Consider the following 22,639-nt stretch of genomic DNA (forward strand, 5'->3'; position numbering starts at 1 on the left):
GAAGAAATCTGGGTGGACCAGTCTTTCGAATGTGGCGGTATCCTGAGAATGGCGGTTAGCCCCGCAGGATACCATGCCGCCACGGATGGCCGGCCTCAACCGATCTTTACGAGGCTCGGCGGACCGGAAGCGGATATAGCTGTCGCGGAGCTGTGCTTCGTCGCCTGCATTAAGCAGAAAGCCATCCTTGAAGTAGCTGCACTGCATTCGGCAGACTTTGCACCCCCGCTTCAAGCGCCTTTTGTGTCACTGATTTCAGGGTCTCAGCAGGAGCTGTTTTGATCGCTTCAATCAGGCGGCCTTTGACGGTGGGATCCTCACTTGAAGCCTCCACACGATCAATCAGCAGTTGGCGGATCGTATCATCATGAAGCTTCACCGTGACAACATTAAGGATGGAGGACAATCCGCCGTCATCCTGAAGGAAGTCCAAACCTCGTGCCGTGATCTTGCATCTTGAGATTTGGACCTTGCCAGTTCCAAGTTCCGTATAAAATTTGGCTTCGGCCAACCCGTGTTCGTGCAAGTAGTACACGTTCTTTGCGTACCTGTCGCCGCCGTCATTCCGGACGTGGTGGTTCTCTGGATAGTTTTCCGCCATCTCCAATAGCAGTTCACGCTGATATCCCCGGTCCAAAAAAGTGCTCATCGAAATCACCCTTGTTTCAAAACAGGATGATCCTCAGAGCGCTGATGGATTCGCACAAGCGGAACAAATCAGGAAGCCGCTCCGAGGCGCTGACAATGGCGTCGATGGAGAGGGGCGCTTCGGTTTCTTGAGAAACGGCTGCCCAAACTCTGCCCCCCCTAAACTGAGAGGTCTCATATGACCGATTTTGCACGCCTCGGCATCGCTGTGGACACGCGCCAGGTCATTCGGGCCAGTGATGATCTTGGCGGCTTTGTCCGCGCTGGACGGGCAGCGTCTGGTGCAACTGAGCAGCTTGAGCGCTCTACGGGCCAAGCACGTGCTGAGTTCGGGCGTTTTGGGAAGTCGGCCGGCGGCGCCACTGCCGCGGCTTCAGCCTTGGGGAAAGCTATTGGCGCTGTGGCCGTCGGCCTGGCGGGCTTCGCCTCCGCGCAGCAAGCCGCAGTTCAGGCGAGAGGATTTCAGGCGGCCATGGCGGAAACCTCCACTCTGATAGAGGGAACCCGGGCCGAAATGAGCCTCGTGGAGCAAGAGGCGCGCCGGATGGCTGCGACCTTCGGCGGCAACGCAACGCAACAGGTCAAAGCATTTTATCAGGCAATTTCAGCAGGCGCCGATAGTGTGGAGGCAGCTGCCCAAATCCTCGACCAGTCGAACCGGCTGGCCATTGGCGGCGTGACGGACATTACCACTGGCGTCGATGCTCTGACGACAGCAGTGAATGCATACAGCGCAACTGGACTGACTGCAGCTGAGGCGTCTGACGCCATGTTCGTTGGCATGAAGGCGGGCAAAACGACTATTGGCGAATTGTCCGCTCAGATGGGGCAAATCGTGCCCATCGCCAGCGCAGCGGGTGTGTCGTTTGATGAAATGATTGCGGGCATCTCGGCGCTTACGACGCAGGGCCAGTCAACAGCAATGGCGACGACCGGTTTGAGGGCGGCAATCACGGGCATTTTGCAGCCATCAAAGCAGGCAGCCGACGCGGCCAGGGCGATGGGGCTGGAGTTCTCGGCAAGCGCATTGCAGGCAAAGGGCCTGGAGCAATTCATGGCCGATGTTGTCAAGGCGACCGGGGGCAACACAGACGCGATGACGCAACTGTTCGGTTCCGTTGAAGCACTGAATGCGGTTCTGGCGTTCTCCGGGGCCGCGGGGCAGACCTTCACGGATATCATGGCCGAAATGGGCGACAAGGCGGGGGCTACTGACGAAGCCTTTGCAAAGGTTGCCGATGGCGTCGATCAAAGGCTGAATGCGGCTTTTGGCAAGTTCACAAATCTGGCGACCCAAGTGGGGCATGTAATACTGACCGCAGGGGTTCCCGCGGTTGAGGCGCTCGCTGCTGGCGCGGGCATCCTGAGTGACAATTTTAACAGCGTGATTGGAGTTGTGACTGCCGCGGGCGTTGCGGTTGCGACTGCCTATGCCCCCGCCGTTTACGGCGCTGTGACGGCGACAGGCGCCTGGATAGCCTCGCTTATCACTCTGCGCGGCGCGCTTATCGCTTCTGGCGTCGGGGTGCTGGTGGTCGGCGCTGGCCTTTTGGTCGGCAAGCTCCTTGACCTGGTTCAGGCGACGGGCGGCTGGGGGCTGGCTTTGCGCCTCCTGGGTTCCGTTGCAAGCGGCGTTTGGGAGGGCATCACCACAGCGGCGAAGGCGATACAGCCTGCGCTTGACGCCGTTTGGAGCAATGTTGCCGCTGGGTTCCTGAGAATGGTTCGCTCGATTGCGAAGACCTGGGCCGAGTTTCTGCATGGCGTGACCGCTGGCGCGAAGGCGATGGACTTCCTGCCGGGCATGGACAGCACCATTCTTGCGCTGGGGAATGCGGCGATCTCTGCCGGTTCAGGCGTGCATGGCCTGACGGCAAGCATCAACGAATATCAGCAGTCAGCAGACGCAGCCTTGCAGCAATCCCGCGACCTTGTGGACCTGGGCTTTGAAAAGGCATCCGCGGCACTTGCCACGCTGAACCTGGTGATTGCGAAGCACGGCGAGGGCAGCGGCGAAGCCGTCAAGGCCACCAATGCGCTGAATGATGCCCTGAAAAAGCTGGAAAAGGGCGGCAAGAAAGCAGGCAAGGGGCTGAAGAAGACCAAAACAGAGGCTGAGGCGTTCGGTGACGCGCTTGAGGACGCAGCCTACACCGCAGAGGATTTGGGCAAGGCCAAGGCAGACATTTTGGTCGGCGGTATCGACGGAGTGTCCAGCGCCTGGAGCGATTTCGTTGCGCGCGGTTTCAGTGACTTCAAGGGCTTTGCGCGGAACGTTCTGGACAGTTTCACGGGCATGTTGACGCAGATGGTCGCGCTGGCGGCGAGAAACCAGATAATGATCGGCCTGGGTATCGGTGGCGTATCCGGGGCAGCTGCAGGCGCGGGCGGTCTTGGTGCTGGCGGCGGCGGGTTTCTGGGCCTCGCTGGCAACGCGGCCAGTCTACTTGGCGGCGGAACGGCGCTTGCGGGAATCACCGGCGGCGCAGCGGCGTCACTTGGGCTGGGCGGGTATGCCAGCGCGGGACTGTTCAATATCGGGGCGAATGCCGCTCTGGCCTCGGCGGCTACCGGCTCCAGCGCGCTTATGGCGACCATCGGCGCGGCAATGGCCCCGGTGGCGATCATTGCGGCTAGCGTGGCGGTTTTGGTCAAAGGCTTTTCCCGCAAATACAAGGGCGGCGGCCTTGAAGGATCGTTCACCCCGGATGGCCTTGAGGACGGCCTGAACTTCGACTTCTGGAAAGGCGGGTTCCTGCGGTCTGACAAGTGGGTGCGCAAGCCGCTTGAAGAAGAATTCGAGCTTACGCTTAATCTGGCGATGAAGGGCTTGGCAGGCGGCGTGGTCGGCATGGCCGACACACTGGGGCTTGGCACCAAAGCGCTGAAGGACTTTGAGAAAGTCGGCTGGTCGGTCTGGACGCATGACAAGACGCCGGAGCAGGTGCAGCAATTCCTTCAGGAGGAAATGCAGAAATCAGCTGACCAGATGGCGGAGCTGATCCTGGGCGGCGACGAATATCTGCGCATGGGCGAAAGTCACCTTGAGGCGATGACCCGCATGTCAGCCGGCCTGCTGGCGGTGAATGATGCCATGGACCTGCTGGGGCGCGCCGCCTTTGAAACGTCGATCGCCGCCGGTGATGCGGCCTCTAGCCTGATCGACGCTTTCGGCGGGCAAGAGGCGATGGCAGCAGCTACGACTGCCTACTGGACCGGGTTTTACAGCGAAGCGGAGCGCCGGGAAACGGTCATGCGCCGTCTTGGTGATCAGTTCGAGGCGCTGGGAATTGCGATGCCTGAGAGCCGCGACGGTTTCCGCCAGATGATCGAGAGCATCGACCTGACCGCGGCTTCGGGGCGAGCGCTTTACGCGGAGCTTTTGGGGTTGTCTGCGAGCCTGGATCAGGTGTTGCCAAAGGTCAGCGCATACACCGAGGCAATGCAGGGCATCGTTGACCAGATTGGCGGGGAAATCGGCCTGCAGATTGGGGCTGCGCGGGACATGGCGCGGCTCACCGAGCAATCGGCGCAGCTCTGGTATCGCACGGCCACGACTTTGCGCGACTTCCTGTCTGACCTGCTGAACACGGATCTGACAGCGGCCAGCCGGTCGCAGTCTATTGCTGTGAACCGGTCCCGGTTTGAGACCGCCTTTGACATGGCGCGCGGCGGGGATGTGGACGCGGCCCGGGATGTGCCGGCGCTGGCCAAGGCTTATCTGGAAAGCGCCCGTAACAGCGCCTCGACCTCGCTGGAGTACCGCCGGATTGCCGCGCAGGTGCAAGGGCAGGTAAGTTTCCTCGCTGGAATTGCGGAGCTTGAGGGCGCGAACGATGACGTTCTGCGCGGCCTTTATGAGCAGCAGATCGAGGTGCTGACCGGCCTGGGCATGTTCCTGCAGTTGGAAGGGCTGACAGCGGATCAAGTGGCCGAGCTGGGCGACGGCGTGCAGGCGCTGACCGAGAACTGGGACGGCACTGTCCTGGCCTTCGAGGGTTCACTGGGCGCGCTGGAGGATGCAATCCGCAATGCGGAAGCCTTCAGCTACGACGATCTTGTCGGGCGCCTCGATGTGGCTGTGTCGCTGGCTGATGACGCCCCGCGCTGGGTGCAGCGGCTGGTGGACAGCGCGGACGCGGGCCTGCGCACCACGCTGGATTTTGTCATCCGCAATGATGAGCTGAGCCCGGCTGATAAGTGGATCGCCACCAATGCGGCCTCTGAACACGTCTCCGCGCTGGATTTCGTGCTGCGCAACGATCTGGACCGGGCAACACGGCGGCTGGTGTTGAAAACCACTGGCGAGCTTCACCGCGATCTGAACCTGACGCTGGCAAAGGATCTGGACGCGGACACGCGCCAAATGCTGCTGACCCGCAATCAGGGACTCACACGGCGGGTGAATGTTGCGCTGACCAAGGATGGCGATAAGGCAATCCGCAGCCTCAACCGGCTGCAGGATCTGATCGGGACCAAGGGCAGTGGCAAGATCACCTTTGACGGCGGCTTGGCGCTCACTGCCGACGAGGCGTTCAAAGGCCTGTCGGACGGGGTGCAGGATCTGGTGTCGCCCATCAACAAGCTTCGCGGAATGCTGGGCGAGCTGCGGGACGCGGTGGACGCGGACCGGGTGCAGCGGGAAAACACGCTGAAGATTGCCGGGCTGCAGGTGAAAGGCGCCGATGCGGTGGTGCGCACTCAGCAAGCCCAGGGCGTGGTCGATGAGTTCAACGCGCTGCGCAGCCAATATGGGATTGGCCTTGTCGGTCAGAAGGGAACCGTTTCTGTAAACGACGCGGGGCGCATCCAGACGTCCTTTGACTATTACAGCGGCGGCGATGTGGTCGGCTTCAAAAAGGCCCTGCGCTCCGAGTTCGGAACTGATGCCATTGGCTCGGTGTTCAATGCCACAAACCGGCGGGTTGGCAGTGCCGAAGACCGCGCCGAGGCACTGCGGCAGCAGGTCAAGGATCTCGGTGGCATTCCGAAATTTGCTCGCGGCACCAACTTTGCGCCTGGCGGCCGGGCGCTGGTAGGCGAGGAGGGGCCGGAAATTGTGGATCTGCCGCGAGGCTCCACGGTCCACCCCTACTCTCAGAGCCGTGCCATGCTCGACAATGGCGATGTTGTCAGGGAGCTGCGGGAACTGAGGAAAGAGGTCTCGGAACTGCGCAAGGATAAGCACCGCGCCGACTTCCAGAAGATCCGAGAAACCAAAGAAATCAAGCGTCTGGCACAAAAGCAGGACGTGGTTGGGGTCAAAATCCAAGAGGAGCAGGCGTAATGCTGAGAACGATTGTCCCGGTCACTGTGACTGAGGCTCTGCTGGTCAGTACCAATGTGCCAGAGGATGACGACCCGGAATGGGATACCGGCACATCCTACAACCTTGGTGATCGCGTCATCCTTGGCGCATTGCACAAGGTCTATGAGTCTGCCGTGGCCGGTAATATCGGCAAGGACCCTTCCACAAATCCGGCAAGCTGGCTGGAGGTCGGGGCCACCAATGGGCGCCGGGCCTTTGACCGGCGCCTGTCTGCACCTTCCACGAAAGCCGGTAAGATGACCTTTGTAATTCAACCCACGTCGCTGGTCCGGGCGGTGGGGCTAGTTGGCGCAAAGGCCGCATCCGCAACCGTCCGGGTCAAAAACACCAGCGGCGACACGCTTGTGGAACGCAGCCAGGCGCTCGCGGACTACAGCGAGATGATCGACGCGCTGACGATGGTACTCACCGCTCCGGACACCCGCGAGTTTGCTATTTTCGAAGACGTCATCTGCCAGCCCGGCAATCAGATCGAAATCGAGATCGGCGACGGATCCGGTCAGGCCGAGGTGTCCGAAGTGGTGCTGGGGGATGTCGTCCAGATCGGGGATGCGCTTTTCGATACCGAAACCGGCGTGGAAGACTTCAGCGACTTCAACGAAGACCAGTTCGGCAATGTGGACATTGTGGAACGCGGATACCGGGACGTCATTGATTTCCCAGTGTCGGTGAAGACCGCTGATGCCGGCCGCATCAAAAAGCGCCTCACCGCAATCCGTGCCAAGTTCGCCATCTTCTATTTCACAGCCACCGGCAACGACTACGGCACAACCGTCTATGGCCGCTACGAAAGGCTCTCCACCATCCTTTCCGGCCCAACCGTTTCCGACATGAACCTCAAAATCTTGGGAGCAACCTATGGGGCTTGATTTTCCTGCGGTGCCACCGGCACCCGACTTGAATTCGCCAGACACTTTTAATCAGCGCGTGCTGGATATGTTCACTTGGTGCGCGGTCACTATGCCCGGATATCTTGAAGCCCTGAGCGCCGAGGACTTCTTCTCGGTGCAGTCCAGCGCCACAGATACCACCGCAGGTAAACTTCTGAAATTGTCTTCCGGCGGGGGTGTTTTCGGTCTGGGCGTTAATGACGCGACATTGAATTTGCCGCCTAACGACGATTTGGACGCCCTGACGGTTTCTGGCCTGTTCCGGTATGCCGGCGGAACCACGACCGGAGCGCCAAGCACCGCTGGAGTGGTGTTGAGCATAGTGCGGCTACAGGGCAAATACATGCAGCTGGCTGTTTCCCATGACGGTTTGATGTACCTGCGCGCTTATGATGCCGTGTCCTGGTCAGCCTGGGTGGAAGTCCTCACGAGCGACATGGTGCAGTCCAGCGCCACAGATGCCACATTTGGCAAACTTCTGAAACTGTCCAGCTCCGGCACCGGCACTTTTGGATTGGGGGTAACATCTGGAAATGCCCCGACAATCTCAGATTTCACGGCCCCGCCTGCTTCAGGTCTTTATCGGTATCTGGGCGGCAGCGGAGGTGCGGCAGGGAACCCTGATGACGGGGCGTGGTGGGGTTCCTGTATCGTAGGCAAGGGGCTGTCTGGAGATGTTATGTACATTGCCTCTCGGGTACAGGACGCGAACAACCCGCCGAAACTGTGGATCGGATCATGCCAGGAGGACGGTACAGGACTTTACTGGACTGAGGTCGTGACCCGCAACAACCTGCTGGGCACTGTATCTCAGTCTGCAGGCGTACCCACCGGTGCAGTGATCGAGCGCGGCAACAATTCTAATGGCAGGTATGTGCGCTTTGCGGACGGCACACAGATTTGCACGCGTCGCATGAATGCGAGCGCGTCGGGGGCAGAGGCCTGGACCTTTCCGGCCAGCTTCATTGAGGAACCGCAATGTTCAGTTCTCCCGATCAGTGCCGGGGCGCATTCTGTGACAGCGGAGCCGCCATCCAGCACCACCACATATGTTGAGTTCAACTGTTTCGACACGGCGGGGGCGCGCCAGGCAAAGTCCTGTCATCTGACAGCTACCGGCCGCTGGTTCTAAAGGAGTTTCCCCATGCAGATCAATTGGAACCCGGTGCGCCGGGATGAGGCGCTGACCGTCACCAAACAGGGCGATGCCCTGACAATCAACGGCGAGGTGTTCGATTTCACTCCGCTGCCGGATGGGGCCACCCTGCCGCGCGATGCGGTGGATTGCGACTGGCTGGCTTCGGGCGTGGAGCGTGTGGGCGGCGAAATCACCCTGATCCTGCTGCTGCCGCACGGCGCCAGGGCGCCGGAGGAAACACGGTTTCCGCAGCCGGTGGCTGTCACTGAGGACGGTCCGGTGCCGGTGCCGCCATACAGTATTCCAGAACCCCAAACGGAGCCGGAAGAGGAACCCGCGGCATGAGCAATATCGACTTTTCGCAGCAGATCAGCCCCGAAGCCAAAGCGGCTAAGGCCCGCGTGGCGCTGTTCGCAGATCTGGCCCGCATCCGCTGGGAGGCGGAAACCGGCGGCGTCACCCTGCAGGATGGGACCGCACTGCCGTCTGATGAGGTGTCCGCGCGCAAATTGACCTCGGCCGTCACCAGTCTGCAGAACAGCATGGTCTCGGAACCGGTTGCCTGGAAGTTCCCAGGCGGATGGCAGGATCTGACGCAGGCGCAGATCGAAGCGGCCGCGGCGGCGGTGGCGCAGCATGTGCAGGCCTGTTTCTCGGCGGAGCGCACCGTTCATCAGCAGATTGATGCTCTGACTGATGCCCAGGTGCCGGGCTTCGACGTGCAGGCGGCCTTCGGCGCGGCGCTGGCCGGGCAGGGGGGCGCCTGATGGAGGATGCTGGCCTGGTAGACTGGCTGTCGAACTTGCTTGGCGGCGCGGCGACCACACTGTTCGGCGCGGCGATGGGGCGCCTGATGTGGCATTCCGGCGAGGTGCGCAAAGGGCAACGCCGCTTCTTCGGCCCTGAACTGCTTTGGGAAGTCCCGGTGGCGATCGGCATGGCCATCATCGGCGAAGCGATTGCCAGCTACCTCGGCGCCAGCGCGACGGTCAGCACCGGGATCGTTGCTCTGGCGGCCTATATCGGGCCGCGCGGTGCCGAGGTGCTGCTGACAAAATGGCTCAGCCGCACCCGCCCCTGACTTAACCCAATCACCAATCAGCGAAACCAGCCCCGCCTTGTGCGGGGTTTTTCATTGGAGGCAGCATGTCCAAAATCCTGACCCTTGAAACTCTGCAGCGGATTACCGGGCCGATGGCCGCAGGCGGCGCGCAGGAGCGCAACGCGAAATCCTTCCTGCTGGGCCTCAACACCTATGGCTTTGACTGCGGTTTGAACCGGCCGCACCGGCTGAGCTATCTGCTGGGGCAAACCCTGCTGGAAAGCGGAGCTTTCCGCTATGACCGGGAAATCTGGGGGCCGACGCCTGCGCAGGTTCGCTATGACGTGCGCACGGATCTTGGCAATACGCCGGAGCGTGACGGCGACGGGTTCCGGTTCCGCGGCCGCGGGCCCTTCCAGATTACCGGGCGGGCCAATTATCGGGCCTTCACCGCCTGGGCGCGCCGCCGCGATCCAACAGCACCGGATTTCGAGGTGGATCCGGATGCGGTGAATCTGGACCCGTGGGAGGGGCTGGGGCCGCTCTGGTACTGGGACACGCGCGGGCTGAATGCGCCGGCTGATGCGGGCGACGTGCGGCGGGTCACCAAGCTGATCAACGGCGGCTACACCCATTTTGCCGGTCGGCAGCGTTGGACGGACCGGGCGCAGCTGGTGCTGCTGGGCTTCGCGGCCACGGATGCCCGCGCGTTCCAGCGTTCTGCCAGGCTGGCCCCTGACGGCATGATCGGGCCTGTAACCCGGGCCGCTATGCACAAGGCGCTGACTGCCCTGCCTCCTGCCGATCCTCTGCAGCTTGCACCAGTGCCGGGGCTGCCTGACTGGCTGCGCCGCTTCCTTGTCCTGGCCCGCAGCTGAGTGGTCCGAGGCGTTTCCTTTCCAATCCCAAACCAGAGGTGTGAACCATGAACCTGAACGATGTCCTGCAGGAGCTTATGCCGGTGCTTGTCAGCGGCCTGAGCGTTTTCCTGTCCGCGATGATCGCCGCCGCCGCCCATAAGGCAAACCAGCGCTGGGGCCTCGATATCGAGGCGCGCCACCGTGAAGCGCTGCACAGCGCGATCATGAGCGGCATCAAGGCCGCCATCGAAGAGGGGCCGGAAGAGGCTGCCGACGTGCTGATCAGCTCGGCAGTGGGTTATGCCAAGGCGTCGGTCCCAGACGCCATCGCCAGGTTGAGTGCAGGCGACCCGGTGTTGCAGCGCCTGGCGCGCGGTAAGCTGATCGAAGCAACGGGCCGATACGGCGGGTAGATTCGGGGTACAATCTGGCACTGGGAGGCCCCGGCATAGCCGGGACCTTCTTTCGCTTCAGGCCCCTGGCTTTCTGGATCAGGCGATTGTTGGACAATTGAGCCAAGAGACAGTCCCGATGTAGGCTTGTCGGCCGTTCCATTACTATCCGGCCGCTGCGGGTGCGGTCGGCAAGTCACAGCGTGGCGTGATCATCGACGCGGGTTGCCGTGTCAAGGATGCTGCCGGTGCGAAACTCCTTGGTCAATTTTCCGGAAGCGAGCGCTCGCCAAGGCGGTGTAGCCTTGTTTGATGTTGCAGACTCCACCGGCGACTGCGAAGCGCAGAAAGCGCTCTTTGCAAACTCGGCCGTTTGAAGCAGCCAGCCGAGATAGTATGCGGCGGCGCCGTCCGCCGTTCCTGCCGTTCGCTGCGACTGCGAGGTTTCGGACCCGGTGAGCTCACACAGTGCGGACAAAGCGGCCATTTACGAATGAAAACCCATCTCAGAAGTGCTGTTCGAAGTCATACAAACTGCTTTTCTGCGCTTTAAATCAAGTGGCACCGGGTGGTATGGCCCGCTGGACGGATCAAACAAATGATAGGAAGCGTGGATGTCGGAGACGGTATTCTGGTCTTGGCAGGCTGATCTCAACCCGAAGGTGAACCGTTCATTTATTCGGGCCGCCTTGGATGCTGCAAGGGGCAAGGCACAAGAGGAGCTGCAACTCGAGGAACCTGAGCGGACGATCGCGCTCGACCACGACACGAAGTCAGCGCAGGGTATGGCGGACATCGTAGGAACCATCTTTGAACAGGTTGCCAAGGCAGCCATCTTCGTGGCGGACGTTACACCTGTTACGACCAGCGAGGCAGGGAAAGCCGTCCCCAATCCAAACGTGATGATTGAGCTTGGCTACGCTATGCGTGCGCTTGGCCCTGAGAGGATCATTGCCGTCCTGAACGTTGGCTGTGGAAGTGGTCCTGAGGCCCTTCCTTTCGACATTCGCCAGAGGCGGATCTTGACCTACAACCTTCCACCAGAAGCAGATTCCGCGGCCCGAGCCAAGGCGCGATCGAAGCTAACGGATGATCTCGCGACTGCACTTGTAGCGAACCTCCAAGCGATCGAACGGATCGAAACAGAGCATACCGAGATCGAGATGGCGGAGGAGGACAGGCACAGACCTGGGGTCTGGAAGGGACATTGGCCTGCGATTCACCGAGCGGCCTTCGGTCAAGAAAAGTCGGTGCTGCCAAAACTAGTGCCAAGAGCCGTCCTTAGAGTCGCCCCGGCGGAGTGGCCCTCAGGCATTCCGCCGATCGCCATGCTTGATGGGCTGTCGGCCGAAGCGACACTCTATGCGCCCTACGGTACGGGAACGTCGGGCGACCATGGCCCGTTCCAGGATGGATACCTCGCCTACTGGATGCCCCCAGAGTCCAGCAACGGTTCAGAAATTTCGGTTTTCAATGTAGCGGCTTTCTTAGAAAGTCCCGGTGAAGTGTGGTTGTCCGATGGCGCAATCGTGGAAAAAAGAGGGGGAAAGACGTTCGTCTCACATAGCCACCTCATGATGAACTGGATCCGCGGACTGGACCGATCTCATGCACTTTTAGACGAACTCGGAGCAGGACAACGGCGACGGGTCCTTCTGGAAGTCAGCGATCTGTCTGGCACCTATTGGTCGACGCAGCAGGGCTACGTTCCTAGTAAAAACAGGAAGACTCGAGTGGCGTACGATCGGACTGAAGCTAAGTGGGAGCCTGCCGTCCGGAAGGATACGCTTAGACAAGCATGGAACGCGCTCAGGAACGCGTATTCGGAACCTCCGATGTCCGCAGATAACTTTGATCAATATTACCGTGCACGAGCGGGGTCGGCCTGATGGGGTAGAGAGGCGCGTCGGCTGCTGGTGGATCCAGTCCCAGCAGCTGGGCCGTATAAGTCTCAAGGGCGGCAGCCGAGGGGGCGCCGCCGGTTCACGACGGGTGAAGCAGGCGAATGCTCATTATGCTGCGCGGTCTGTAATTGGGGTTGGGTCGGGCTTGTACTTTGCAATTCGCCATACATTAGAGAAGTATCTTCGACCTATCGACAGGCACAGAAACCGCTCTCCCCTGCTAGGCTGTGGGAAACGGCCACAAAGGGCTCACTGCCGCCTTGCGGCGCTGCGGCGTGCTGATCGGCGGCTTAGTTAGCTACCGGCACTTCCGCAGGTGACCGCAGGCAGCCTTCTCAGACATTCAGGCCACGTGCAGTAAAATTTCTTCTGCAAAAGCAGAGGGTTAAGGAAGCTTCCTGGCATCTGATCTGTAGCTAGCTAACGTCTTCATCTTTGACGCGGCAAACTGGCGCGGTTTAGGTTGGCTTTTTCAATGCGGCCCGGAGTTGATCCATACTCCACCAAGGGCGGGCAGAGTGAACCATCCTGTGGCAATTGGCACATAGAAGAACGAGGTCGGCCAACGTTGTGGTTTGCCCTTTCTCAATCTCGGAAACTGGCTTGGTGTGGTGGCACTCCATGAACCCATCGCCGCGCTCACCGTAGACTTTTGTGAAGTCGAAGTAGCAGGCCTCACAGAAAAGGCGCCCGTGCTTATTGATAAACGACGCCTTTTTCCTCTTGGTGATACTCCTGTCACGCTCCCTGTAGCGGTGCAGGCGAGACAATAGTCTGCCTTCCTGTGCTTCGGGTTCGTCGTCATCCTGAAGCACCGGTGCGTCTTCAGTTACGCAATTCGCACAAGTGTTGAGAATCGTCGCAACGACTTTTCTGAGTTCGGCTGGACGGTCGGCGTATTCTTGCCAGACCACCTTTTCAAGCTTATTGCCTCGGGTAAGGCCTGCGGTTTCAAATTCGGGATCATGGGACCGGAAGTTCAGTAGCTTCATTGAAACGCCAGCGGCGTTCCTCAGGGTATCTGATCCAGTCAGGCCAAGGGCTTTGGCAACTAAGCCGATCCTCGCCGTCAACTCTAAGACGCCCTTGCCTGTCGGCGAAAAATAGTCGTCCCGATTCTCCAGATAGTAATCAAGGGCAACAAGAAGCTCGTCGCGGGTCCAATTCGGATTGCGGGTTGTTTCTACCATAAGCCTATTGATTTCCGGTTAGCGTGGGGGGCACCACACACTTGGCTCGTCCGCTTCTTGGTCTGGCCACTCTACATCGTCGCAAAGCGGGTATAGGTTGGTGTCCTGGTGTCCGACCAATGCGAAGGCTTCGGCCTCGCTTGATGCTCTTACCATGCCCTCAGGAGGGCTCGGCGTGGCAATGTCAGCAGCGATGCAGTAAGACCAGATCATGGCTGCAGCCTCCACTATTCCAGTTAACGAACGGTAAATGCCAGCCCAAACTCGACATTCGTAAGAGGCGCAGCAATGGGTCTGCTGCGGGTGCGAAGCCTTTGGGCCATTTCCCCTTAAGCCGCCATCCAGCAGGCGGTGGCGGTCGAGGGCGATGCTGCGCTCCGCTCGAGTGTCAGAGAAGCGCAGGAAGCGGACTTCGCAAAACTGTAAACAATGGCTGCTAATCGCGGCAAGCCGAGCCATAGCAGTCATGCATCTCGTCAACTCTCGCCTTGGTGCGGCTTCACCGAATCGGCCATTCGCAGCGTTTGCGAAACCGATTACTCGATGGAAGTCTGCAGCGCCGAAATATCTGTCCTTCGACGCGATTGTGCCAAGCCTTGCTTTCGAGCCAGTGCCGTCATTTTCGAGTTTCTTTCGGTAGCAAAAAGGTATTAACCTCGGCCATCAGTCCATTGATTACTTTGGAATGTCCGATTAGAGTTAATCCGTTACAGCTGACCTGCCTTAGAGCACAGCAATACTATATAAGTTTTGGATTGAATATTGAAACACTCACAAATTGACCAGCTCATGGCTGATATTGCCAAGCTGTATGCTATGGACATTGGTGATTTCTCCGCGGCGCTGGAAAGCCAGTTGATGACCGAGCGGCGACGCAAAGTTGGTGTTTTCATCACCTTACCCCGTAAAGCGCAGGTGTGCAGTCTAGACAGATCGCAACTCATGCATCTGCACTCGTCGCTACTGCTTGATTGGATGCACTTCCATACGCGATGTTTGGTGCCGATTTATCGAAAAGTACGCCGCGCTGAGTTTAATCCTGAGCCGTATACGACGATCGTCAACAACATCCAAAAATCCCTAGAAGACGGTAAGTCATTAAAAGATCGTGTTTCCCGCCAAGTTCTAAAGGACTTTAAACGCGCGGAGCTTAAACAAGATCCGCTGCTATGGCACTGGAATATTCACCACTTTCATCTAGGGAATTTTGACCCCAATTTAGGTTATGCAGAAGGCACGGATGATCTATTGTTCGTCTACGCTGACCGACAGGAAGCGGTCATTCTGGGCATCGCCAAACATGATCAGATCGGAGAGCTCTGGCTTCTGGATAAGCTGTTTTACACGGCCCCGGATTTGCTCGAAAGATTCACGCTCAAAGACGTCATTGGCATCAGCGGTCCCTCGGACCCCTCTCGTAAGAAATTGTGGAAAAACCTGAACTTTACGCATCAATATCAGGGCCGTCTTATACACCCCCCGGGTTTGGGGGTTGCTTCTAGCGGACACGCCACGCGCCTTGTTCTCTCCAAGAATAAGTTACTTCAAGCTATCTCTAACCATGATCGCCAGCTGCCATACGGAGCGCGAGAAGTCGCACTTGCCTCACTAAGATTTGACGGAAGCAGTGTAAACGTCGTGCTGCCAAATGGCCAGATTATGGCTAGCCAGCCATTGGTTTGAGATAGCGCCGCTTAGCCGCGACTGTGCTTGATTATGGAAGACTTGTGTGAAGGCCAAGTAAACGCAGAAAGCGGGCTTCGCAAAGTCAGGTCCAGCGGGCGGCGGGACCTGACTGACCGGCCCTTTCTGGCCCTTGAGCACTTTGATAAAACGCTGTAGCCGCAACCCGCATTCCTGCCGTTCGCTGCAGGCGCATTATCTGGCTGATCAATACCATAGTACGCTGGACTATATGAGCGTTCATCTTGAAGTTGACCTGTGATGTGATATTCGTTCGTAGTAGGCAGGGCACGAGGTTGTTTTATGCAAAACTTTTCTAAGATTGAGATTTCTGACTGGCGGAATCTCAAAGATCTGGTGATTAGATTTCACCCCAGCCTTACCATAATCACCGGGCCAAATGGTTCTGGAAAGAGTACCATACTTTCACTTATCGCGTCGAGTCTGGAGGATGAGCAAGGGCAAGGTGCTATCTACCTAGCCACACCAGTTGACGATGAACAAACGGGTGAACGTACCTACTCAGCCACCGGTTGGTGGTCAACAGTTCTTGCGCGTACACAGAAGCTTCTTGGCAAGCAGAAATCAGCAGGCAAACCAGAAGATAAAGATACTGACCCGAATTATATTGGAACCTTGACCTACGGAAATGAACAAGAATGCTTCCTTAGACGTCCTACGATTTCAGATATTGAATACAAGGTAGTTCTCGAGGGTGTCCAAAAAAAGCAGGGATTTCAAATAGGTTCACATCGTGCTTCGCCAAGATATCAGAAAATTGATAGTATCCCGTTTGGAAACCTGAGTTTGGATAGGGCCTTTAGCGCGTTTAAATTTGCTCAAAACAACTACGGCACCGAAAACAGATACCACGGCGAGACACGTAGGCAGCTTGGAGATCCACTGCTACCCTTTAAGGAAATCTTGATCGGATTTGCAGGATTTGGTTCCGATAACTCAGACATGAAAGCAGACCCCGAGGTGAAGGGGATGTTTCAGGCGTTTCAGGATATTCTGAGAAAGACTCTTCCGCGCGAAATTGGTTTTAAGAGCCTTGAAGTCAGGCGACCAGAGCTGATCCTTAAAACAGACACTGGCGAGTTTCCAATTGACGGTGCATCGGGTGGCTTAATGTCTGTAATGCAGGTCGTGTGGCAGATTTTTCTCTACACAAAATCTGGCAAGAGTCACCCGACCATTGTTTTGGACGAACCAGAGAACCATCTACACCCATCTCTACAACGGGAGTTTCTCAGAAATCTTGTGACCGCGTTTCCATTGGTTCAGTTTGTCGTGGCAACGCACAGTCCGTTCATCGTTTCATCAGTCCGAGAAGCACACGTGTATGCACTCAGAGCTTTGCCTGTTTTGCCGAAAAAAAACGGTCCATCCGAGGTCAAGAACAGCTCTTCTTTTAGAGCAGAAATGATCGACCTTAAAGAACAGGCAGGACCAGCAACCCAAGTGCTCTCTGAAGTTCTAGGGGTTCCCATAACTTTACCAATTTGGGCCGAGGAAGACCTAGTGCGGATTATCAGAAAATACGAAGAGCGGGAACTGAGCCGGGATCTTCTTGATGAAATGAAAAAAGAGTTGCAAACGGCAGGCCTGGGCTGTTTGTTTCCTGAAGCTCTAGCAGGATTGGCGCGATGAGAAAGCTGTCCAAGGGTCCCAAACCTCAAGTTTTGTTAGATAACGAAGAACAATGGAAAAAAGAGCTTATGGACGCCATTGCTAGCGGCGACAAGGAGGAAATCGCCAAGAAAACCAAGCGCTATGGGCACAAAGATATCAAGGACGCTTTAGTCGCAGAAAATTATGGAAAGTGCGCATACTGTGAGGCTTACGTCCGGCACGTTTCGCATGGTGATATCGAGCACATTTCTCCAAAGTCAAAAGCCCGAGAGAAGACTTTTGACTGGAATAATCTGACATTGGCGTGTGAACGATGCAACCAGAAGAAATCAGACGCGGAAGGTGTCATTGATCCTCATGTTGATGCTCCGGAGGATCATCTGCTATTTTTGGCAGCTGTCGTACGCGGCCGGACCACAAAAGGTATGCGGAGTATAAAGCCAACACGCGGGCTGGACTTGAATCGTACTGAATTGGTGGAACGTCGCGGGGCGCAGATATCTCGTTATGCAGATAGTTTCGAACGGATTATTCAGGAGCAAGATGAAGACAAACGCTCGATCTTAGTCGAGGCGCTGCAGGACGATTTGGCTGACCCGAAAACTGAGTATTCAGCCATGCTTAAGGCGTTGCATCAAGTGTTCGAACTTAACGCTTAGCCCTCTAAAAACAAAAACCTCTAGCAGTCTCGAGGCCTGCTATAGAGGTGGCCGAAAATTCCGCCGCGCACGTCGCGAATGTCTGTACTCCGTCCGTTGTATTGAAAACCCTCACCCCAACCTGAGTTCAGGTCTGAATGTCCGCTTCCGTACTTTGCAGATTTTACGCTCGCGGTTGCGGCGAATGACGGCTTCCCGCCCTCTGTACGGGAAGGGCCCGATGTTGCGGGCGCCAAGATCACGACCGCTCTGGGCTGCTTGCGGCGGTGCGGCTCCAGGTTCGGTCCCGCCAGGTGGTGCTTGGCAGGACGTAACCGGCGACAACCAGCCCGAAGCAGGTTCATTCCTCGCGACCGGCTGGCTCAGGGAGAACAAGCAGATCGGGCGGAGAGCTGTTCTACTGGCCACGGCATCCGAAGCGGTAACTCGCCTAAACTACGAAAAAATGGCCCGTGACCACGATGCTAACCGAGTCACGAGCCGACCGTCCTAAAATACCGTGTTGATGCCATACTTACTGGGGAAACAGGAAAACAGCAGCAACACCTTACTAGTTAACAATTGCACCTTGAAACAGAACCAGCTTAGAAGATTTAAATGTTCATTCTTTGTTCTATGTCATTGTGGCATCCTTTTTTGCAGATTCTTTGCAGCAGAAGACTGAATTTCAACCAATCGAGCGCTTGGGAAGAGAAACCGCGTTGCGGTGAAGATGGTCGCGATGTGCGACGGCTAAGGGCCGCCCGTGAATGCCCCGCGGTAAAATTAGCGTTTGCAAAGTCAGCTCTCTGCGCTCCGCTGCCCCCGGTGCAACCCGCAGCATCCCGTGAGGCAGCTTGGCTTTGCCGAGGGTCCGCTTCTGGGAAACTGACCATTGAATTTCGCACCGGCAGCATCCTAGGCGCGGCACCCCTAGTCTACGGCCGCTTCGGGCTGCCTGCGGAAGTGCCGGCAGCCATCTAGGCCGCCGATCAGCGCGCCGCGGCGCCGCAAGGCGGCAGTGAGCCCATAGTGACAGATGCTGCGCGCTGTATGAGTGACCGTTTTAGTTCCCGTGGACCATTCTGTTCGAATGGCGGAGCAGGCTCCTGGTACCCTTTTTCATCTTTGCTTCGCAGAAAACACTTAAGTATGTCTATCTTCACTATGCAGCGTCCACACACCCTCTACACCGTAACCGCAGCGGCTCTTTTGTTTCTGGTTTTGCTAGGGATTTTTCTGCTGTTGAGAACGGGCCTGCCGTCCGCTGACGTTATCGCGCGCGAAGCGGCGAACCGACCAGTGATCAACGTCTCTGATTTTGATCCCGGAGATGCAGAAATTGTTCAGCTAAACAACCTCCCGGTGATAGTCTGGCGGCGCAATGAAGTTGATCGAAAACTCGCTGCCAGCCAGAACGCCCCAAAAATGTGGCGGCAGAAATACTCAACTGTGTTGGGACTGCCAGAACCTGTGTTTGCCGACGACGCGAATTTGACGTTGGACAATGAATGGTTTTTTGCACTGGTGGATTTTCCGAATAAATACCAGCACGTAATACTTAGAGCTGGAGACTTTGAAGGTTTCTTTGAAGGAAGATATGCCGCGCACTTTGATTTATCAGGACGCATAAGAAAAGGCGGCGGGAGCGGTAATCTGACGGTCATAAGTGCTGAGTACGTCAATGGTGGGCAGAGCATTCAGCTCAATCTCAGTGGTGTCCCTAAAAGCTGACATCGGCGGACACGCAGCAGACGGCAGCAAAGTCCGCATCGTGTGAACTCACCGGTTCCATAATCTCGCAGTCGCAGCGAACGGCGGGAACGGCGGGCTGCGCCGTAGCAGAAAACCTCGGTTGGTTGCGTCAAACGGCCGAGTTTGCAAAGGGTGCTTCTGCAGCAATGCCGCCGGATCGAGCCCGCGAGACTGAAGCAGTGGTGAGAGACGGTTTGTCTGGATCACCTTGGGTGAACAACTTCATCGGCTGGACTGGTGAGGCGGGCAACCCAGTGGGTGAATTGGCTCAGATGACCCATGTGATCGCGCAGCGAGTGCATATCGGAGGAGTGCGGCCCGCATACCGAAAAAAAGAGCACTGGTTACCTGCGGGCCGCTGCCCCCGCGGGACAGGGGCAGGTAGATGGTAGGGCGCGACGCTTGCCATTTACGGGGAATTTTCGGAGGTTTGGGGCAGTATTGGTTAGCACTTGGGAAGATCGGCATCGTGAAGCGGCCCAGAATGCATAAACGCTTGAGCGACAAGGCCGGGAATGCCGTGATCTTGCTGGGTGGCTTTGGCGTTCTCTTGGTATTGCTCAGAAGCGTATATCACTTTGCTCTGATGTTTTCCCATTAAGGCGGTCGGCTACCTTTCCAGTGCTTTCAATGCTTCGGCCGCGACTTTGTAGGTGTGGTGACCGTGATCCTCGTGCATCCGTTCATACTAGGCAATCCAGGGCTTCAAACGCTCTTCTAAGAACTCGTCCTTCCAGATGGGGCCAGAGAGCCTGATCAAGCCATTTTCAAGCCTCTCTGCTTTCATTGTTCCGGATCCTTCATTCCGTTCGCGAATGCTGCTTCCAATGGATTGATTTCTGCCTCCCATGCAAGGCGCGCCTCGACTTGTTCTGCCAGGCCGCAGTAGGTGCAGCGAAAGATTAACCGCTCGGCGCGTTGAACTCGAGCAATCGCCCGCTCGTCGGTGACGGTACTGTATTGGCCGCAGGCACAGGTGATCTGAATGGTCAGCATGGGAGGCGGCCAATCCTGATGGTGGGAACGCTTCGGGAATTACTTCGGGACTCAGGCGCAAGTGTTCTGGATGGTGAGCATATGGCTGGAATAGCGAGGGGCAGGGCGGGAGGAAAAGGCGCTCCCACTTTCGCTGTATGTTTACGTTTTGTCCGTGGGAGAAAAATTGGCTATCCTTTTGGATTTAAATAGTTCAATCATAACTTAAAATCTCCTGGCCGTATGGCCGTGCGGGTTCGAGTCCCGCCGTCCGCACCAAAACCTTACCAGTAGCAGGAAAATGTAACAGAACGGGCTGAGAGCCTTATGCCTAAGAGAATTCTGGTGCGACGCATTCAGCCTGTGCATGAAAAAGGTGCTGAGAGGATCGCGCAGAGACTGCATTGCCGTGCCGGTCATTTTGTGCAGAATATTGTGTAAAATGTGAAAGATCTTACGCATATGGCGCTTATTCAAAGTAAAATCTCTGCGCTTTTGGCAGATATGTACCTGTCCAACCGGCAGGCAGCGCTGAAATGCGGTATTCCCTATGGCACATTCAACAGCGCGCTGAAGAAAGAGCGGGAGATCGGCTGGAGCATGCTGGATGCGCTGGCGCGCGGGCTGGGGGGATCGTTTCACTATTTCTCGTCCGACACCGCGGGGCTCGAGCTGCTGCCTGGCCGCAGGGCGGGGGAGGCAAGGCATTTGAAATCCTCAATGCCCAGCTGCAGTCGGCTGCCCGCTCCCGCCAGTACCGCGGCTGCGACGTGTCGCTGCAGAAATTCCTGGACTGGTGGTTTGACAACAGCGGCCGTCTGGAAAGCTTTGATCAGCTGCAGCACCAGGTGGATTTGTTCGATCCGCCGGATGCAGAGAAAAACCGCGTCCAGCCGATCAAGTCAGGTCCGGCCAGCCTGGCGTCCGTTTGCTTTGAAGTGGCAAGCAGCGATCAGCTTCGGGACACGCTGAACGGGTTCAGCGACAGGTTAAACGCAGATCTGGTGATGGCGCACAGCGAAGCGATCAGCCGCGGCGAGCCGGTGATCACGCATCCGTCGATCGACGTGAAGCTGCTGAACGGGCGCCGATTCGCCCGGCAGTACCGGCGGGTTCTGGCACCGGTCTATTTTCCGGATGGCAAGCTGATGGTGGCCAATTTCTCACAGGATATCAAATTTGGCTAAGTCGCTTTGAAGCATGTGCTCCATGTCCAGGCGTGACGCGCCGACAAACCATTCGGAGCTGCTGCGCACTTCCGGCTCCGGGTGGCGCCACTTCTGCGCCCGCGGAATTGCCCGGCTGAAGCCGTTAACCAGATCCAGACGGGCCTGCATGTGACGGTCCGGGATAAAGGCGTATATTCAGCCCACATCCCATTTCTGGATCGTCAGGATCTGAAAAATCCGCATGAACGGCTCAAGCCGGTCCGCGCGTCTGCCGCGGTGGCCGGGCAGAAAGTTCAGCTCGCCGATATAGGCCAGTCGGCCGCTGACCTCCCGCGCCAGCGGTTCGGCGACGCTTTCAACCCCGCCGCCTGCATCATTGGGAAACTGATGCCGCGAGGTGCGCATCAAAAACTCGGCCAAGGTTTCGCGGCCCAGATCCTGCAGCATCGAGGCTGCACCGCCGATATAGGTGTCACCTTCCTACAGAAACAGCCAGAAGGCCGAGTTCCGGGTGTGGTCGGCCTGCTCGATGGCAAAACCCGGCATCTGGAACTGGCGGCCGGTATCGGCGGCGGTCTTGGGCACTTTTTCAAAATCCGTGAACATTGCGACCTGAAGGCCGGCTTGCGAAAGCGCGTTTAAGTATCCCGAACGCGTTTTGCCCAAATCCAGAAAATTCATAAAGGTTCCCCCGTGACAAAGTTAAATATCCGGATAGCCCGGATCGTCTCACGCCGCCGCCTCAGAGTGCATGTCTGCTCAAATCTAATCTACTTTTGCGGTAAATTTTGTTAATTTCAAACTGAACTCTCCACCTGCTGCAGTCCGGTGGCCAGTATCGGGTAGGGCTTGTTTTGAATGCCAAAAACCCGGCAGTTGTGTTGCCGGGCCAAGGTGTGTTGCAGGTGCTTAGGGTTGTGTCAGCCGCGGCCGCGGTAGGGCGGCACGCCTTGGTCGGGAATCCAGACGCCCTCGGGCATCGGTCCGGTTTGCCAGAACACGTCAATCGGAATGCCGCCGCGCGGGTACCAGTAGCCGCCGATGCGCAGCCATTGCGGCTCCAGGAAGTCCGCCAGGCGGCGGGCGATGGAGACCGTGCAATCCTCGTGAAAGGCGCCGTGGTTGCGGAAGGAGGTCAGGAACAGCTTCAGCGATTTGCTTTCCACCAGCCATTCACCCGGCACGTAATCGATCACCAGATGGGCAAAATCCGGCTGCCCGGTCATCGGGCAGAGCGAGGTGAACTCCGGCGCGGTGAAACGCACATTATAGGCCACGTCGGCCTGGGGGTTCTGGACGCGCTCCAGTTCAGCCTCTTGCGGGCTGGCCGGCAGGATGGTGTCGCCGCCCAACTGTTTGAGGTTGCTGTAGATGCTGTCGGACATGTCAGG

Annotated in this window: 22 protein-coding genes; 14 read left to right on the plus strand and 8 right to left on the minus strand. The window is 57.6% G+C overall.

Features of this window, described 5'->3' with window-relative positions; genetic code table 11:
- Positions 1 to 169: 169 nt before the first annotated feature.
- The gene (locus METH_RS06615; protein WP_024089656.1) at positions 170 to 649 is read right to left on the minus strand and encodes a hypothetical protein; all 480 of its coding nucleotides are present in this window, start codon (positions 647 to 649) and stop codon (positions 170 to 172) included.
- A 177-nt stretch (positions 650 to 826) separates the two neighbouring features.
- On the opposite strand from METH_RS06615, the gene METH_RS06620 reads away from it, so the two are divergent.
- From METH_RS06620 to METH_RS06655, 8 genes are all read left to right on the plus strand, one after another.
- Entirely contained in the window at positions 827 to 5,935 is a 5,109-nt protein-coding gene (locus METH_RS06620; protein ID WP_024089657.1) for a phage tail tape measure protein, read from the plus strand.
- Complete coding sequence (locus tag METH_RS06625; protein WP_024089658.1) at positions 5,935 to 6,846, plus strand: hypothetical protein; 912 nt, start codon at positions 5,935 to 5,937, stop codon at positions 6,844 to 6,846. The genes METH_RS06620 and METH_RS06625 overlap by 1 nt, the downstream gene beginning before the upstream one ends.
- Entirely contained in the window at positions 6,836 to 7,999 is a 1,164-nt protein-coding gene (locus tag METH_RS24710; protein ID WP_024089659.1) for a pyocin knob domain-containing protein, read from the plus strand. The genes METH_RS06625 and METH_RS24710 overlap by 11 nt, the downstream gene beginning before the upstream one ends.
- 12 nt (positions 8,000 to 8,011) lie before the next feature.
- The gene (locus tag METH_RS06635; RefSeq protein WP_024089660.1) at positions 8,012 to 8,350 is read left to right on the plus strand and encodes a hypothetical protein; all 339 of its coding nucleotides are present in this window, start codon (positions 8,012 to 8,014) and stop codon (positions 8,348 to 8,350) included.
- On the plus strand, positions 8,347 to 8,772 hold the full coding sequence (locus METH_RS06640; protein ID WP_024089661.1) for a DUF4376 domain-containing protein: 426 nt from the start codon (positions 8,347 to 8,349) through the stop codon (positions 8,770 to 8,772). The genes METH_RS06635 and METH_RS06640 overlap by 4 nt, the downstream gene beginning before the upstream one ends.
- The gene (locus tag METH_RS06645) at positions 8,772 to 9,086 is read left to right on the plus strand and encodes a phage holin family protein (RefSeq protein ID WP_024089662.1); all 315 of its coding nucleotides are present in this window, start codon (positions 8,772 to 8,774) and stop codon (positions 9,084 to 9,086) included. Before METH_RS06640 ends, METH_RS06645 begins: the two co-directional genes overlap by 1 nt.
- A 65-nt stretch (positions 9,087 to 9,151) precedes the next feature.
- The gene (locus METH_RS06650; protein ID WP_052348675.1) at positions 9,152 to 9,925 is read left to right on the plus strand and encodes a glycoside hydrolase family 19 protein; all 774 of its coding nucleotides are present in this window, start codon (positions 9,152 to 9,154) and stop codon (positions 9,923 to 9,925) included.
- Positions 9,926 to 9,972: 47 nt separating this feature from the next.
- Positions 9,973 to 10,320: a hypothetical protein gene (locus METH_RS06655; RefSeq protein WP_024089664.1), complete on the plus strand. Its 348-nt coding sequence runs from the start codon at positions 9,973 to 9,975 to the stop codon at positions 10,318 to 10,320.
- A 175-nt stretch (positions 10,321 to 10,495) separates the two neighbouring features.
- On the opposite strand, the gene METH_RS06660 is transcribed toward METH_RS06655, so the two are convergent.
- Positions 10,496 to 10,786: a hypothetical protein gene (locus METH_RS06660; protein ID WP_024089665.1), complete on the minus strand. Its 291-nt coding sequence runs from the start codon at positions 10,784 to 10,786 to the stop codon at positions 10,496 to 10,498.
- A gap of 127 nt (positions 10,787 to 10,913) precedes the next feature.
- On the opposite strand from METH_RS06660, the gene METH_RS22585 reads away from it, so the two are divergent.
- Positions 10,914 to 12,188, plus strand: a complete 1,275-nt coding sequence (locus METH_RS22585; protein ID WP_024089666.1) for a hypothetical protein — start codon at positions 10,914 to 10,916, stop codon at positions 12,186 to 12,188.
- A gap of 473 nt (positions 12,189 to 12,661) precedes the next feature.
- Here the strand turns inward: METH_RS22585 and METH_RS24715 are convergent, their stop codons facing one another.
- A complete protein-coding gene (locus tag METH_RS24715; RefSeq protein WP_024089667.1) occupies positions 12,662 to 13,393 on the minus strand; it encodes an HNH endonuclease in 732 nt (243 codons plus the stop codon).
- A 789-nt stretch (positions 13,394 to 14,182) separates the two neighbouring features.
- On the opposite strand from METH_RS24715, the gene METH_RS06675 reads away from it, so the two are divergent.
- From METH_RS06675 to METH_RS06690, 4 genes are all read left to right on the plus strand, one after another.
- Positions 14,183 to 15,076, plus strand: coding sequence for a hypothetical protein (locus METH_RS06675; protein ID WP_024089668.1), 894 nt, complete (start codon positions 14,183 to 14,185; stop codon positions 15,074 to 15,076).
- A 303-nt stretch (positions 15,077 to 15,379) separates the two neighbouring features.
- Positions 15,380 to 16,729 carry an AAA family ATPase gene (locus METH_RS23050; RefSeq protein ID WP_084013770.1) on the plus strand — a complete coding sequence of 450 codons (1,350 nt, stop codon included), beginning with the start codon at positions 15,380 to 15,382 and terminating at the stop codon, positions 16,727 to 16,729.
- On the plus strand, positions 16,726 to 17,370 hold the full coding sequence (locus METH_RS06685; RefSeq protein WP_024089670.1) for an HNH endonuclease: 645 nt from the start codon (positions 16,726 to 16,728) through the stop codon (positions 17,368 to 17,370). Before METH_RS23050 ends, METH_RS06685 begins: the two co-directional genes overlap by 4 nt.
- 1,131 nt (positions 17,371 to 18,501) lie before the next feature.
- The gene (locus METH_RS06690; protein ID WP_024089671.1) at positions 18,502 to 19,083 is read left to right on the plus strand and encodes a Rieske (2Fe-2S) protein; all 582 of its coding nucleotides are present in this window, start codon (positions 18,502 to 18,504) and stop codon (positions 19,081 to 19,083) included.
- 804 nt (positions 19,084 to 19,887) lie between these two features.
- Here the strand turns inward: METH_RS06690 and METH_RS06695 are convergent.
- Positions 19,888 to 20,100 (minus strand): hypothetical protein, encoded by a 213-nt coding sequence (locus tag METH_RS06695; RefSeq protein WP_024089674.1) that lies wholly within the window; start codon positions 20,098 to 20,100, stop codon positions 19,888 to 19,890.
- Between the two features lie 749 nt (positions 20,101 to 20,849).
- On the opposite strand from METH_RS06695, the gene METH_RS24720 reads away from it, so the two are divergent.
- Complete coding sequence (locus tag METH_RS24720; RefSeq protein WP_024089676.1) at positions 20,850 to 21,266, plus strand: hypothetical protein; 417 nt, start codon at positions 20,850 to 20,852, stop codon at positions 21,264 to 21,266.
- On the opposite strand, the gene METH_RS23800 is transcribed toward METH_RS24720, so the two are convergent.
- The 4 genes from METH_RS23800 to queF form a co-directional block, all read right to left on the minus strand.
- Positions 21,243 to 21,416 carry a hypothetical protein gene (locus METH_RS23800; protein WP_024089677.1) on the minus strand — a complete coding sequence of 58 codons (174 nt, stop codon included), beginning with the start codon at positions 21,414 to 21,416 and terminating at the stop codon, positions 21,243 to 21,245. The two genes, METH_RS24720 and METH_RS23800, sit on opposite strands and share 24 nt — an antisense overlap.
- A gap of 27 nt (positions 21,417 to 21,443) precedes the next feature.
- Entirely contained in the window at positions 21,444 to 21,695 is a 252-nt protein-coding gene (locus METH_RS06710) for a hypothetical protein (RefSeq protein WP_024089678.1), read from the minus strand.
- Positions 21,696 to 21,728: 33 nt separating this feature from the next.
- Positions 21,729 to 21,854, minus strand: a complete 126-nt coding sequence (locus METH_RS25135) for a hypothetical protein (RefSeq protein ID WP_281173416.1) — start codon at positions 21,852 to 21,854, stop codon at positions 21,729 to 21,731.
- A gap of 314 nt (positions 21,855 to 22,168) precedes the next feature.
- Positions 22,169 to 22,633, minus strand: a complete 465-nt coding sequence (gene queF, locus METH_RS06720; RefSeq protein ID WP_024089680.1) for a preQ(1) synthase — start codon at positions 22,631 to 22,633, stop codon at positions 22,169 to 22,171.
- Between the last annotated feature and the right edge of the window lie 6 nt (positions 22,634 to 22,639).

Source organism: Leisingera methylohalidivorans DSM 14336 (assembly GCF_000511355.1).
GTDB lineage: Bacteria > Pseudomonadota > Alphaproteobacteria > Rhodobacterales > Rhodobacteraceae > Leisingera > Leisingera methylohalidivorans.